This is a genomic window from Flavobacterium sp. CG_9.10 (assembly GCF_015752245.1).
In the GTDB taxonomy this organism is placed as follows: domain Bacteria; phylum Bacteroidota; class Bacteroidia; order Flavobacteriales; family Flavobacteriaceae; genus Flavobacterium.
This window is the reverse complement of sequence record NZ_JADOVD010000007.1, coordinates 121675-136747: the sequence shown is the minus strand read 5'-3', so window position 1 is coordinate 136747 and position 15073 is coordinate 121675. Positions and strand designations below refer to the sequence as shown.

Here is a 15073-nt window from a genome sequence, read left to right as displayed (position 1 = left end):
TAACCTTACAATAATCAGTCCGTATACTTTTTTGAATCTAAAATAATAGCAGGTAAATTTTCATTCAACCACTTGTATTTATTCAAAATCATGACATGGGTACCGCCTTTTACAACGATGCAATTCTTAATATATTTTATTGGAAAAACATCATCCATATCGCCATGTATATGAATTACATTCTCATCAACAATGATTCTATCCCAAAGAATAACTTTTTCAACCGCCCATTCCAAATAAACTATATCACGAACCGAAAGAAATTTTTCGTACAACTTCAACCTCTTATTGATTTTTTCACCAAAAGAAAACTTAGCCAAATTCTCTATGTTTAAAAGCAAACTCATCGGAATCAGTTTGTACGCTTTCGTAGTTTTGGCTATTTTCAATCTTCTAGGAAATTCCAAGTTACTTTTTACACTCGAAATAATAATTACTTTTCTGGCCTCAATATAGCGAGCCATTTCCTGGACTAGAATACCGCCAAACGAAACTCCAATTAAAACTGGATTCGGTTGTTTTATTTTCTGTGCAATTCTCTTGGCATAATCGGCTAAAGATTCGTTATTCAACGGAATTTCCCACTCCAACAGATGAACCTCAAAAGTAGCTGACGGAAGAACAATTCGCTCAAAAATTGCAGTACTGGCCGCTAATCCTGGCATTAAATAAACAGGTATTTTACTCATAATAGCTTTTAACGATTTTATAACAGCATTCCAATTTACTATCTAGATTTTTTTATAAAATTAATTTTTTTATTCAAACCTGTTTGAATTTTCACTTTATATTATCAATAATTTATGACTATAAAACTCAGTTAAAACGCAAAACTGATTTTGGTTAACTTAATGCCGCGACTATTGAAATTTACTGACAAAGAAGGAGTTACGTCAAGATACGCCTCAAAATCATTTGATATTGAAAATCAAATCAATACCTTTGTAAAGATTCTTTAAAGAAAGGTTTTAAAAAAATAAATTACTTTGGGCTTATCGCAAAATGTTTTTATTTAAAAATTTTCGAAAGCAACACCAATACTTCATATTAAATATCCAGTACTCACAACAAAGTAAATCTTTTCTTGGCTAAAGACAACTTGATTTTATACCAGGGTTTAAATGCAAAAGATGCCTTACAGATTAAATAATTATGGTAGAAACACCAATAAATCACAATTAATATATGGAAACGGATATGACGATGGAAATTAAAGACAATGCTTTTGCAAGACAATTTGAAACTACAGTAGAAGAAGGATTAGTGTCAGTGGAATATTCTTTTCAGGAAAAAAAGATATTTTTAACAAAAATCAACACTCCTGATTCATTTGAAGACGAAGAATTCATCACCAATTTCCTCAAAAACATTATGGGAATTGCCATTGAACGAAAATTTAAAGTCGTTCCAATTCTTCCTAAAATAGTAGTATTTTTCAAAAAAAACCCTGTTTATAAAGAGCTACTACCTCCTGGAATAAGACTATAAAAAAAGCGACTGTATCCTAAAATACAGTCGCTTTTTTTTAAAATGCATAAAACAAAATCAATAACACATTTTGTTACTTCCTTTTAACCAACGATAAACCTTGCTGCCTAGTCGGCCTGATTGGATATGCAAAAAATTACACAATTATTCAAGAAATATTTATGTACTTAAATTGTTTATTAAATACTTCAAAACTTTTGTAATTGAAATCAGAATACGTAACCATACCTCTTTGAAATAGAATCGTACTGATAAACCACTAGTTACATGAATAACCCTGTTAAAAATTCAGGATGATTCAATGAAATTAGACCTTTAAAGTCTAATTCAGTTGTTCATTTAAAATAAAAAACATAAAACCAACAATTATAAAGAAAATCTCAATACCTTTGTAGTTGTTTAAACAACCTTATTATGGAAACTATTTTTTCTATTGAAAATCTGTATACTATTTTATCAGGAAGAACTCACTCTGCTTTCAATAGAGCATTACTGGCTAATTTTAGAAAAAATAATATCCTATTAACTAGAGAACAATGGACAATTTTGGGCGTTTTATGGAAAAATGACGGTTGTACACAACAAACCTTAGCAAATCAAACCTCCACAGATAAACCTGGGATAACTCGCTTAATTGATAATTTAGAAAAAGAAAACCTAGTAGAACGACATCCTGATACCAATGACAAACGATTGAAATTAATTTTTCTCACACCCAAGGGAAAATCAATTGAAAAAGAAGTATTAACCGTAGTCAATCAAACTCTTAAAGAGGCAGTAAAAGACATTGAACCCGAAAGGCTTCAAATAGTAAAAGAGACTTTTCAACAGATTTATGATAATTTAGAAACAAAAAAATAACATGAAAAAATATTTAGCCCTTTCCATCCTTCTGCTATCTTCAATTGCGACCAGTTATGCTCAAATAGAAGTTTCAAAATCCTTACAAGAAGCAGTTCAAAAAGCAATTGAAAAGAACAGTTCTATCAAGAATAAAGAACTCGAAATCGAAAAACTAAACCTTCAGGAAAAGAGCGTTTGGAATAAATACATCCCAACTGTTGAAGCGAGTGCTATTTATTCTTATTATGATAATAAAACTACGATAGATCTTCCCGCTACGACTGTCCCCATCGTTAATAATCCACTGTTTGAAGGCAAATCAACTTTCGATAACTATGGAAACATTTTTAATGGAAGTTTGATGGCAAAAACCGTTCTATTTAGCGGCATGCAAATTCCTAACGGTGCCAAGGCGCTGAAACAAAAAGCCATAGGAACGGAATACCTCAAAGAATCAGAAAAAGACGTCATCATAAAAGATGTCATTAATGCTTTTGACCAAATTGCTTTATTAAATGAAGTGGAAAAACTTATAAATGACAGTGATAAAAGATTGCAAACGGAAACCAAAAGAGTTTCAAAAGCTATCGAACAAGGTCTTGCTATTCCTTATGACAGAGATAAAATAAAATTAGCTTCATTAGAATTGGGCTCAAAAAGAATTGAGTTGGAAGGAAAACGCAAATTAGTCTATAGAAAAATCCGCTATCTTACCGGCTATACGGATTCTGAAATAAATAATGTTCAATATAATTTGGTTCCTTATTTGATTACGGATGAAAAATTAAGTACGGAAAACAAACAGGAAATCAAAGCCTTAGAATCATTCAAATTGGCGTACGAATATTTGTTAAAGAAAGAAAAAGGTACTTATCTACCCACTTTAGGCGCTTTTGGAGGAGTAACCCACTCCAGTTTATTTAACGCGAATACGACAACTCCTATAATCACCGGCATAAATGCAGCGCTGTATTTAGGGCTAAATGAATTGACAATAAGTCCAAACTGGATGATTGGAGCAGGAATGAAATGGGAAGTATTTGCCGGCTTTGAGAGAAAACACAAAGTGCATGAAGCCAAGATAAATATTGAACAAGTACAAAACCAAATTGATGATACCAAAGAAAAATTACAATTGCTTCTGGAAAACAACCTAGTAAACTATACTGTTTTGAATCAAAAAATAGAAATAGCATCACAACAAGAGAAAATCGCCAGTAACAATTTGAACTTAGCCATAAAACAATATAATGAAGGCCTGATAAATATCTCTGAGCGTTTAGAAGCCGAAAATGATTCTTATAAGGCGTCGTTAAACAAAATAAACACACTAATAGAGCAGCGATTAGCAGCTATTGAAACCATTATAGCAACAGGTGAATTAGCAAAACATATTTCAAATTAAAAGCAAGAAGCTATGAAAAAAATTATCACTTTAGTGGCAATCTCAACTTTATTTATTGGTTGTGGAAAATCAAAAAACGAGGGTCAAATTCAAGGAAAGGTAGAAAAGGAACAAATTGCAGTCGTCAGTAAGATTCCTGGGAAAATTCTAAAAATATTTGTAAAAGAAGGCGATTTGGTAAAAAAAGGAGATACACTTGCCATCCTTGATATTCCGGAAGTTGACGCAAAAAAAAATCAGGCAGAAGGCGCAGTTACTTCTGCAAAAGCACAGTACAATATGGCTGTAAAAGGAGCAACTGTAAACCAGATCAAACAACTTGAAGCCAAAAAACAAGGTCTGAAAGAACAATATGAATTTGCGCAAAAATCTATAAAACGATTAAGTAATATGCTCAAAGATTCCTTGGTTTCACAACAAACCTACGATGAAACATTTGCGAAATATCAAGGAGCACAGGCACAATATTCAGCTGTGCAAGCAGAATTAGACGAAGCAAAAAAAGGCGGACGAATCGAGCAGCAAACGATGGCTCTTGGCCAACAAGACAAGGCTATTGGCGCATTGCAGGAAGTAGAAACTGCTGACAAAGAGCGCTACATTATTGCTCCCCAAGATATGAGTATCGAAACCATTACTCTAAACTTAGGAGAGCTGGCATTACCGGGTTATACCTTATTTAACGGATATATAACTGATAGTATTTACTTCCGTTTTACCGTTGTGGAAAGCCAATTGGATAAAGTAAAAAAAGGGCAGGAAATAACAGTTCATGTTCCCTATAAAAAGAAAGATATAAAAGGAATTGTCACCACCGTAAAACAATTAGGAGCTTACGGAAATATTGCAACTGCTTATCCTGATTATGAAATGCAGGAAAGTTTGTTTGAAATAAAAATAACCCCTTCGAATGGCGAAGAAGCAAAAGACCTGATTACAAAAACCACAGTAACTTTATCCCTATAAATTATGCAAAACTTCCTGTCACTTCTCAAAAGAGAATTCAAACTCTTTTGGCAGAATAAAGTACTACGATTGCTTTTTATTGGAGCACCATTGCTTTATGGTATTTTGTTAGGCTATGTTTATGGCAAGGGAAAAGTAACCGATTTGCCTATTATTGTGGTCGATGAAGATCGCACCGAAATGAGCTCAAAAGCACTGCAAATGTTTGACGATAATGAAGTACTTAATATCACTTCATTACTATACGACCAAAATAATCTTTCCCAAATCGCCATAGAAAAAGAAGCGGCATGCGTGGTGATTATTCCAAAGGGATTCGAAAAAATGGTGTTGACAAAAAAATATCCTGAAATTGTTACGATCGTAAATACCTCAAATGTTTTAACTGCCAATTATGCTTCTACGGCTTTGCAAGTTTGCTTAGGAACATTAAAAGCTGGAGTCCAAATTGAAACACTGCGCAAACAAGGAATACCGGAAAATTTGGTTGCAACACAATACGAACCGTTTAAAACAACATTCATAAAAAAGTACAATCGAAGCACGAACTACATGTATTTTCTTTGGCCTGGCGTATTAGCAGCTGTTTTGCAACAAGTTTTATTACTGGGCTTAGCGTTGGCTTTTGCGTCAGAATATGAGAATGACACCTTCAAAGAATTAGTTGAAAAATGCCCCTCGTTACTAAAATTAATGAGCGTGAAAATTATTCCCTATTTGATTATGAGTTTCGGACTGTGGCTATTATATTGGTTATTTACTTTATGGTTCAGGATTCCTTTCTATGACAATCTGCTTCCGCTTACGTTTGTGGCAGGAATATTTGTAATTTCTGTTTGCTTCATCGGAATTTTAGTCAGCATTCTAGTTCCGAACCAGCTAAAAGCAACCGAGATTTTAATGGTAATTGCTACACCTAGTTTTATTTTAAGTGGTTTTACATGGCCATTAAGTCAAATGCCAGTTTGGGTCCAAGGCATAGCCAATTGCATTCCGTTAACCCATTTCTTGAAAGCTTTCCGGATTTTAATTATCGAAAATGGTACACTTTCACAAACTTATGGATCTATTTGGAATATGATTGTGATAGGTTTAGTTTGTGGTATTTTGGCCTATATCGCTCTATATTTCAAGCGAAAAGACATACTAAAGGAAGTTTAATTATCCTACTTTATGAAACACAAAAGGCATAAGAATTCACTTATGCCTTTTTGTATATCTACAAACGGTTATCAGAAATCTGTTATCTGAACACTATTTCTCGATCTCTTTCATGCTATCCATTTTCTTGTGAGCCAAGAAACCGGTAATATCTTCAAAATGTTCCACTACTCTTTTGTTTCCAAATTCAAAAACTTTTGTAGCCAATCCATCAAGGAAATCTCTATCGTGAGAAACTAGTATTAAAGTTCCGTCAAAATCACGCAAGGCATCTTTGATAATATCTTTGGTTTTCATATCCAAATGATTTGAAGGCTCATCCAAAATCAATAAATTCACGGGTTCCAACAATAATTTTATCATTGCCAAACGTGTTTTTTCTCCACCTGAAAGCACTTTTACTTTTTTAGTCACATCATCACCTTGAAACATAAAAGCTCCCAAAATATCTTTGATTTTTGTTCGAACATCTCCAACAGCAATATCATCAATCGTTTCAAAAATAGTGGCATTTTCATTTAATAGCGAGGCTTGATTTTGGGCAAAATAACCAATTTGTGCATTGTGTCCAATTTCTAAACTACCACCATTAATTTCAATCTCTTTCATGATTGCTTTAATCATCGTCGATTTTCCTTCCCCATTTTTACCTACGAAAGCTACTTTTTCGCCTCTTTCAATAACGATATTGGCATCCTTGAAAACAACATGATCTCCGTATGATTTAGACAAATCTTTAACAATTACAGGGTATTGTCCCGAACGAACAGCAGGAGGAAATTTTAATTTTAATGCCGATGTATCTACTTCGTCAACCTGCACTATAACCAGTTTCTCTAACATCTTAACTCGAGATTGAACGGCATCTGTTTTAGAAAATGTCCCTTTAAAACGGTCTATAAAAGTTCTATTATCGGCAATCATCCGCTGTTGTTCATCGTATGCTTTTTGCTGATGAATACGTCTGTCTTTTCTAAGTTCCAAATAATGAGAATACTTTGCTTTGTAATCGTAGATTCTTCCCATTGTCACTTCAATCGTACGATTGGTAATATTATCGACAAAAGCTCTATCGTGAGAAATAACCACAACCGCTTTGGCTGAATTAATCAAGAAATCCTCTAACCATTGAATACTTTCAATATCCATGTGGTTGGTAGGTTCATCCAGCAAAATCAAATCTGGCTTTTGCAAAAGGATTTTGGCCAGTTCAATTCGCATTCTCCAACCTCCTGAAAATTCCGTAGTTTGACGATTAAAATCTTCCCGTACAAAACCCAAACCAACTAATATTTTCTCAACTTCGGCCTCGTAATTCACTTCCTCAATCGCGTAGAATTTCTCGCTTAAATCGGAAACTCTTTCGATTAACTTCATGTACGCATCACTTTCATAATCCGTACGAATAGTCAATTGTTCATTGATTTCATCAATCTCCGCTTTCATACCAAAAATTTCACCAAAGGCCTTCGAAGTTTCTTCCATCACCGTTGCGCCATCAGTAGTCAATAAATGCTGAGGCAAATAAGCTACAACAGCATCTTTTGGTGCCGAAATATTACCTGTTGAGGGTTTGCTTTGACCTGCAATAATTTTAAGAAGTGTTGATTTCCCTGCTCCATTTTTACCCATAAGGGCAATTTTATCATTCTCATTTATGGCAAAAGAAACATCACTAAAAAGCGTTGTTCCACCAAATTGCACGGATATATCGTTAACTGTAATCATTATTTTTATTTAAAGTTTAAGGTTTAAAAGTTTAAAGTTCTCATTATACAATTAAACCTTTTTTTGAAGTTGCAAAGATAGTTTAAATACATAATTAGACAATTTGCAGATTAGAAAGTTTTTAGGAATCTATAAAACTAAAATTGTCATTTCGACAAAGGAGAAATCCCTAGTTAGATTTCTCCTTTGTCGAAATGACAAAATGGTGCGGATTGTTTAGAAATTCATTTTAAATCCTACTGCTATTCTTTTCTCCATTTTTTTGATTCCTCAAAAACATGTTCCAAAATGGCAGCTTCTCTTTCATCAAAGTCAACGTTTCTGCGGCTCATTACTAATCGAGCCGTTTCAAAAGCTTTTTTAGTTATATATGTCGTAAAACCCGAAGCTCCGCCCCAAGAAAAACTCGGCACAAAATTACGGGGAAATCCACTTCCAAAAATATTCGCGCTCACTCCTACCACTGTTCCGGTATTGAACATCGTGTTGATACCGCATTTACTATGGTCTCCCATCATTAATCCACAAAACTGAAGTCCCGTTTTAGCGAATCCTTCGGTTTCATAACTCCACAATTTCACTTCTTCGTAGTTATTTTTCAAGTTCGAATTATTACTGTCCGCACCAATGTTACACCATTCGCCAAGAACAGAATTACCTAAAAATCCATCATGTCCTTTATTAGAATACCCAAACAGCACTGAATTATTTACTTCACCACCAATTCTGGAATGCGGACCTACAGTTGTTGCTCCGTAAACTTTACTAGCCATTTTTACGACGGCATTGTCGCACAAGGCAAAAGGACCTCGAATTACAGAACCTTCCATGATTTCGGAATCTCTACCTATATATATAGGACCCGCAGAAGCATTTAAAGTAACGAATTCTAATTTTGCTCCTTCTTCAACAAATATATTTTCGGGAGCGATGACGTTGACACTTTTTGGGATGGGCTGTGATCTTCTATCTTCTGTTAAATATTCATAATCTTCTCGAATTGCCGCATCATTCTTGGAAAAAATATCCCAAGTATTTTCTACCTTTAAACATTCGTCTTGATATTCTAAAATTTCATAAGTATCAAAATCTACTTCTTCCTGCTCATCATTGGTATAAAAAGCAATTACTTCATCTCCTTTGAAAATAGCCTGATTCGGTTCCAGATTACTCACCATTTCCACCAAAACATCATTAGGAAGAAAGGAAGCATTTATCATTACATTTTCTTCTAATTCTACCATTGGAAATTTTTCGGATAAATATTCCTCTGTCAATGTAGTTGTAGTAGAACCTAAACGCATTTCCCATTTTTGACGAATCGTCATAATTCCAATTAGAATATCAGCAACAGGACGCGTGAAAGTAAAAGGTAAAAGTGCATTTCTAGAAGGTCCGTCAAAAAGGATATAATTCATAAAATTGTTTATTTGTTGATTCGGTTATTTGTTGAATCGAAATTAATTTAAACTAGTTACCGTTTTAATACTATTGGCAACAAAGTTACAAAGTTTTCAAGTAGATAAAAATAAAAAAGCCTTCATCCCGAAGTTTCGGGAGGAAGGCAATATTTTAAAAAACGAGTTAAAATTATTTAACGTGTTTAGCGTATTTAGTTTTGAATTTATCAATACGTCCTGCAGTATCAATAAGTTTAGATTTACCTGTGTAAAAAGGGTGAGAAGTTCTAGAGATCTCCATTTTCACAACTGGGTATTCAACACCGTCAACTGTTAATGTTTCTCTTGTATCTGCAGTAGATTTAGTAATAAAAACTTCGTCATTTGACATGTCTTTAAATGCAACTAATCTGTAATTTTCTGGGTGAATTCCTTTTTTCATCTTGTTAATCTTTTTTATTTGTTAATTATAACTTGTCTTGAAGCTTTTCCTCTAACAGAAAAGGTATAAACTCATTATAACTTTTTGTTTTACATTATTATTTTGAGTTTGCAAATTTACAATTTTTTTCCAATAATCAAATCTTTGCCTGACTTTTTTTATATAATTGTAAAAAGCGATTTTTATACCGCTATATATTGGGAATTGTTATATTTGTGGATTAATTAATAAAGTCTTTATGGAAAATAATATATCGCCGGCAAAATCCGGAATTTTATATGGAGTTTTGTTTGGTGTAGTTATGATTTTAGAATTCGTGATTATGTATATAATCGGAATGAAATCATTAGTTGGAACAAGTGTAGGATTGATTGTAAATCTTGCTAATTATTTAATATTGCCAATCCTATTTATATATATAGGATGCAATAATTACAAGAAAAATATAAATAATGGTTTTATTTCTTTTAGCGAATGTCTAAAAACTGGGGTTTCAATCACTTTTATAGCTGGAATTATCTATGCGCTCTTCAACGTAATTTTTAATCTTATATTTCCTGATTTTATAAACGAAATGGCAAGTATTACAAAAGAAGCCATGCTACAACAAAACCCATCAATGACTGCCGAGCAATTAGAAAGCGGGATTTCTTTGATGAAAAAATTCATGAACCCTCTATTTGTTTTTCCAGTTACCATAGCGATGTATTCTTTCTTTGGTTTAATTTATTCACTAATTATTGGTGCAATTCTAAAAAACGAAAATCCTCAAAGCTTCTAAATTAATGAATTTATCAATACTCATACCGCTTCTCAACGAAGAGGAATCGCTTAAAGAATTGTACACATGGATCATAAAAGTGATGCAGGTGAATAATTACACTTATGAAATTATCTTCCTAGATGATGGAAGCACGGATGATTCCTGGAATATTATCGAAGGATTTGCTCAAGAAAACCCACAAGTTAAAGGGGTTCGTTTCATGAAAAATTTCGGAAAGTCACAGGCTTTACATGCTGGTTTTGCAAAAGCAAAAGGCGATGTTATCATCACCATGGATGCCGATTTGCAGGATAGTCCGGAAGAGATTCCTGGATTATATGAAATGATTGTCAATGGCAAATTTGATTTGGTTTCCGGATGGAAAAAGAAACGCTACGATTCTGTGGTTGCGAAAAACCTGCCTTCTAAATTGTTCAATTGGGCAGCGAGAAAAACCTCGGGTGTGGAATTGAATGATTTTAATTGCGGACTCAAAGCTTATAAAAATGTTGTGGTAAAAAACATTGAAGTATCGGGTGAAATGCACCGATACATTCCAGTTTTGGCAAAAAATGCTGGTTTTGGAAAAATAGGCGAAAAAGTAGTACAGCACCAAGCGAGAAAATATGGTGAAACTAAATTTGGAATGGAACGTTTCATCAATGGTTTTCTTGATTTAATTACTATTTGGTTTCTTTCCCGTTTTGGAAAAAGACCGATGCACTTATTTGGTGCCATGGGTTCTTTGATGTTTATCATTGGTTTTATGCTTGCAGGATATATTGGCATTTCAAAACTATACCATATGTATAATGATATGCGCTATAATTTAGTAACCAGCAATCCTTGGTTTTATATTGCGCTTACCACTATGGTTTTAGGGACTCAATTATTTTTGGCAGGATTTCTTGGCGAGATAATTTTGCGAACAAAAAACAATGAGGAGCGATACAAAGTTTCTAGTGAGGTGAATTTTTTATAATCCTCAAGAAATAAGGCATATATTTATAGTTCTTGCAGATTGATTCACAAAGATTACTCGGGCAAGAATCGAAATATAAATAAAATATTTTTTCGTTACAACAAATCGCTAGCCCTGATTACTTCACATAGCTTTTATTTCAATAGGAGTTCAGTGAATTTTATTTGCAGTGGAAATCCTTTTTTGAGGTTTTTACCGAGAAAAAGATTGAAACGCAAAGCAGGAAACAGCTCCTAAAAAACATCAAAATTGTTAAACAAGATAACTATTTTGAAATTTTAAAGTAAAAATTTAGAAACTAAAAAAATCTATAAAATGGATATCAAACAAAACATTTTGGACGCAGTAAACGAATGGCTTACACCAACATTTGATAATGAAACTCATATAGCTATCAAAGAATTGATGACCACTTCTCCTGCAGAACTGGAAGAAAGTTTTTATAAAAATCTAGAATTTGGAACCGGCGGAATGCGCGGTGTTATGGGCGTTGGGAACAATCGAATCAATAAATATACGCTTGGAAAAAGCACGCAAGGTCTTTCAAATTACATGCACAAAGTTTTTCCAAATAAAGAATTAAAGGTGGCAATCGCTTACGACTGTCGTCATAATAGTAAATCCTTGGCAAAAGTAGTTGCTGATGTTTTTACTGCAAATGGGATTGCGGTTTATCTGTTTTCGGATTTGAGACCTACGCCCGAGTTGTCATTTGCCGTTAAACATTTAGGTTGTCAAGCCGGAATTGTACTTACTGCTTCTCACAATCCGCCTGAATACAATGGTTACAAAGTGTATTGGGAAGATGGTGGGCAAATTGTTCCTCCGGAAGACGAAGCCATTATTGATACCATTGAACATTTAAATTACAATGAAATCAAGTTTTCTGCCAATGAAGATTTGATACATTATATTGATACCGATATTGACAAAGCGTTTATAAAATCCTCGATTGCAAATGCAAGTTTTGATACTTCGGCTGAAGCCAAAGAAAATCTAAACATTGTTTTCACTTCTTTGCACGGAACTTCTATCACTTTAGTTCCTGATACTTTAGCGCAAGCTGGGTACACGAATGTGCATATTGTTGAAGAACAAAGAGTTCCAAATGGTGATTTCCCAACGGTAAAATCTCCAAACCCTGAAGAACCGGAAGCATTGTCAATGGCAACAGCATTGGCTGACAAAATGAATTCGGATATTGTTATTGGGACAGATCCTGATTGCGATCGTTTGGGTGTTGCTGTTCGAAATAACGAAGGACAAATGACTTTGTTGAACGGAAACCAAACGATGATTTTGATGACTGCTTTTTTACTGGAACAATGGAAAAAAGCGGGAAAAATTAACGGAAAACAATTTGTGGGTTCTACCATCGTTTCTACTCCAATGATGATGGAATTAGCCACGAATTACGACGTAGAATGTAAAGTAGGATTAACCGGGTTTAAATGGATTGCCAAAATGATTAAGGATTTCCCGGAGTTGGAATTCATTGGTGGTGGCGAAGAAAGTTTTGGATATATGGTAGGCGATGCGGTTCGTGATAAAGACGCAGTTGCCGCTACTTTATTGATTTGTGAAGTTGCCGCTCAGGCAAAAGCAAAAGGAAGCACTGTTTATAAAGAATTGCTTAAATTATATGTTGATAACGGATTCTACAAAGAACATTTAGTTTCATTGACCAAAAAAGGAATGGATGGTTTGCAGGAAATCAATCAGATGATGATTGACATGAGAGAAAATCCATTGAAAGAAATTAACGGACAAAGAGTAATTATGCTGGAAGATTATCAATCCTCTGTGGCTAAGAATTTATTGGACGGTTCAGAAACCAAAATGGATATTCCAAAATCGAATGTTTTAATTTATTACACGGAAGATGGTTCTAAAATTTGTGCCAGACCAAGCGGCACCGAGCCAAAAATTAAATTTTACATCAGTGTAAATACCGAATTGGATTCTGTGGAAGATTTCAAGGAAGTGGAAAGCGTTTTGAACGAGAAAATAAAAAATATTATTATTGCAATGCAATTGAACTAATGGACAAAAATTTAATAAAATTAATTCCCTTTACAAAACCGTATAAAACTCACATCATTTGGAATGTGGTATACAACATTTTGTACGCCTTATTTAGTACCATTTCCATGTTAACACTACTGCCTGTACTGCAGGTCCTTTTTGGCAAAACCAAAATAGTAGAGAAAGAGCCTATATACTCGGGAATTGGCAATATAAAAGAATTTGCAACTGATTTTTTGTATTACAAAATTTCAGAATTAACTAAAGACAATAGTCCTCAGTATGCGCTTTTATTAGTGGTTTCTTTGGTTATTATCACTTTTTTGTTCAAAAATTTATTCAATTATCTGGCCTCGCATCATATCATGCACCTCAAAAATGGGGTTTTACGAGATTTACGAAAGTCAATGTATAACAAAATAATTGAATTGCCCATATCCTATTATTCCGAAAAAAGAAAAGGGGATATTATGGCTCGTATGCTTGGCGATGTCAATGAAGTCCAAAACTCTTTTTTTTCCGTTTTGGAACTAGTCGTAAAAGAACCTTTAACTATAGTTTTTGCGATAGTTACCATGTTTTTTATCAGCGTAAAACTAACCTTATTTGTTTTAGTTTTCATTCCGATTTCTGGCTTAATCATTTCAAAAATAGCTAAGAATTTAAGGGAAAAATCTATGGAAGCACAAAGAGAAAGCGGCTTCCTTATTTCCATCGTAGATGAAAGTTTAGGCGGTTTGAAAGTTATAAAAAGTTACAATGCAGAAACTAATTTCAAAGCAAGATTTAACGATTCAGTTACTCGTTTGTTGAATCTATCAAACAGTATAGGCGACAAAAATAATTTGGCAACGCCATTAAGTGAGTTTCTAGGAATTGCGACCATTGCCGCCTTGCTTTGGTATGGAGGGAATTTAGTACTTATAGACAAAACCCTTGAAGGAGCTGCTTTTATCGTTTATCTAACATTGGCTTTCAATATTCTTACCCCTGCCAAAGCCATTTCTAAAGCCTCTTATGCAGTGAAAAATGGTTTAGCCGCTGCGGAACGTGTTTTTGAAGTTTTGGAAGTTGAAAATGAAATCACTTCAAAAGAAAATGCCATTGAAAAAAATACTTTTGACACCAGCATCGTTATCAAAGATATCAACTTTAAATACGAAGATGAGAATGTGTTAAAGCATTTTTCATTGGAAGTTAAAAAAGGACAAACTGTTGCACTTGTAGGTCAATCTGGAAGTGGAAAAAGTACCATTGCCAATTTACTGACTCGTTTTTATGATGTAAATGAAGGAACAATAAGTATCGATGGAATAGATATAAAAGACATGAACCTGCACGCTCTTCGAGATTTGATGGGATTAGTAACACAAGACAGTATTTTATTTAATGACACTATAAAAGCCAACATTTCATTAGGAAAACAAAACTCAACGGATGAGGAAATCATCGAAGCCTTGAAAATTGCCAATGCCTATGAATTCGTTAAAGATTTTCCAAAAGGAATTCATACTAATATTGGCGACAGCGGAAACAAACTTTCCGGAGGACAAAAACAAAGGTTATCGATTGCTCGTGCGGTTTTGAAAAATCCACCAATCATGATTTTGGATGAAGCCACATCAGCATTGGACACTGAAAGCGAAAAATTTGTACAAGTAGCGTTGGAAAACATGATGCAAAACAGAACTTCCATTGTTATTGCGCACCGTCTTTCGACAATTCAAAAAGCAGATTTAATTGTGGTAATGCAAAAAGGAAAAATTGTGGAACAAGGCAAACATGATGAACTAATTGCATTGAATGGTACGTATAATAAATTAGTAACCCTGCAATCTTTTGAATGATGATTTAAGATTGCAGATTTTTG

The 15073-nt window shown here is 33.9% G+C and carries 13 protein-coding genes; 9 read left to right on the top strand and 4 right to left on the bottom strand.

What is annotated here, in order from left to right:
• Positions 1 to 14 precede the first annotated feature (14 nt).
• A complete protein-coding gene (locus tag IWX84_RS07860) occupies positions 15 to 689 on the bottom strand; it encodes an alpha/beta hydrolase (protein WP_196850189.1) in 675 nt (224 codons plus the stop codon).
• 514 nt (positions 690 to 1203) lie between these two features.
• Between IWX84_RS07860 and IWX84_RS07855 the strand changes: the two genes are divergently transcribed.
• From IWX84_RS07855 to IWX84_RS07835, 5 genes are all read left to right on the top strand, one after another.
• A complete protein-coding gene (locus IWX84_RS07855; protein WP_196850252.1) occupies positions 1204 to 1488 on the top strand; it encodes a GNAT family N-acetyltransferase in 285 nt (94 codons plus the stop codon).
• A 414-nt stretch (positions 1489 to 1902) separates the two neighbouring features.
• Positions 1903 to 2349, top strand: a complete 447-nt coding sequence (locus tag IWX84_RS07850) for a MarR family winged helix-turn-helix transcriptional regulator (protein ID WP_231385442.1) — start codon at positions 1903 to 1905, stop codon at positions 2347 to 2349.
• Position 2350: 1 nt separating this feature from the next.
• A complete protein-coding gene (locus IWX84_RS07845; RefSeq protein ID WP_196850188.1) occupies positions 2351 to 3736 on the top strand; it encodes a TolC family protein in 1386 nt (461 codons plus the stop codon).
• A 12-nt stretch (positions 3737 to 3748) separates the two neighbouring features.
• Entirely contained in the window at positions 3749 to 4702 is a 954-nt protein-coding gene (locus IWX84_RS07840; RefSeq protein WP_196850187.1) for an HlyD family secretion protein, read from the top strand.
• Positions 4703 to 4705: 3 nt separating this feature from the next.
• A complete protein-coding gene (locus IWX84_RS07835) occupies positions 4706 to 5863 on the top strand; it encodes an ABC transporter permease (protein ID WP_196850186.1) in 1158 nt (385 codons plus the stop codon).
• Between the two features lie 93 nt (positions 5864 to 5956).
• Here the strand turns inward: IWX84_RS07835 and IWX84_RS07830 are convergent, their stop codons facing one another.
• The 3 genes from IWX84_RS07830 to IWX84_RS07820 all read right to left on the bottom strand — a co-directional run bounded on the left by IWX84_RS07830 (position 5957) and on the right by IWX84_RS07820 (position 9433).
• On the bottom strand, positions 5957 to 7591 hold the full coding sequence (locus tag IWX84_RS07830; protein ID WP_196850185.1) for an ABC-F family ATP-binding cassette domain-containing protein: 1635 nt from the start codon (positions 7589 to 7591) through the stop codon (positions 5957 to 5959).
• Positions 7592 to 7833: 242 nt separating this feature from the next.
• Complete coding sequence (locus IWX84_RS07825; protein ID WP_196850184.1) at positions 7834 to 9009, bottom strand: GlmU family protein; 1176 nt, start codon at positions 9007 to 9009, stop codon at positions 7834 to 7836.
• Between the two features lie 172 nt (positions 9010 to 9181).
• The gene (locus IWX84_RS07820; protein WP_039109118.1) at positions 9182 to 9433 is read right to left on the bottom strand and encodes a type B 50S ribosomal protein L31; all 252 of its coding nucleotides are present in this window, start codon (positions 9431 to 9433) and stop codon (positions 9182 to 9184) included.
• Positions 9434 to 9671: 238 nt separating this feature from the next.
• On the opposite strand from IWX84_RS07820, the gene IWX84_RS07815 reads away from it, so the two are divergent.
• The 4 genes from IWX84_RS07815 (at position 9672) to IWX84_RS07800 (ending at position 15050) form a co-directional block, all read left to right on the top strand.
• Positions 9672 to 10214 carry a DUF4199 domain-containing protein gene (locus tag IWX84_RS07815; protein ID WP_196850183.1) on the top strand — a complete coding sequence of 181 codons (543 nt, stop codon included), beginning with the start codon at positions 9672 to 9674 and terminating at the stop codon, positions 10212 to 10214.
• A gap of 4 nt (positions 10215 to 10218) precedes the next feature.
• On the top strand, positions 10219 to 11178 hold the full coding sequence (locus tag IWX84_RS07810) for a glycosyltransferase family 2 protein (RefSeq protein WP_196850182.1): 960 nt from the start codon (positions 10219 to 10221) through the stop codon (positions 11176 to 11178).
• A gap of 315 nt (positions 11179 to 11493) precedes the next feature.
• Entirely contained in the window at positions 11494 to 13221 is a 1728-nt protein-coding gene (locus IWX84_RS07805; RefSeq protein ID WP_196850181.1) for a phospho-sugar mutase, read from the top strand.
• Positions 13221 to 15050: an ABC transporter ATP-binding protein gene (locus IWX84_RS07800; RefSeq protein ID WP_196850180.1), complete on the top strand. Its 1830-nt coding sequence runs from the start codon at positions 13221 to 13223 to the stop codon at positions 15048 to 15050. The genes IWX84_RS07805 and IWX84_RS07800 overlap by 1 nt, the downstream gene beginning before the upstream one ends.
• The last annotated feature ends 23 nt before the right edge of the window (positions 15051 to 15073 follow it).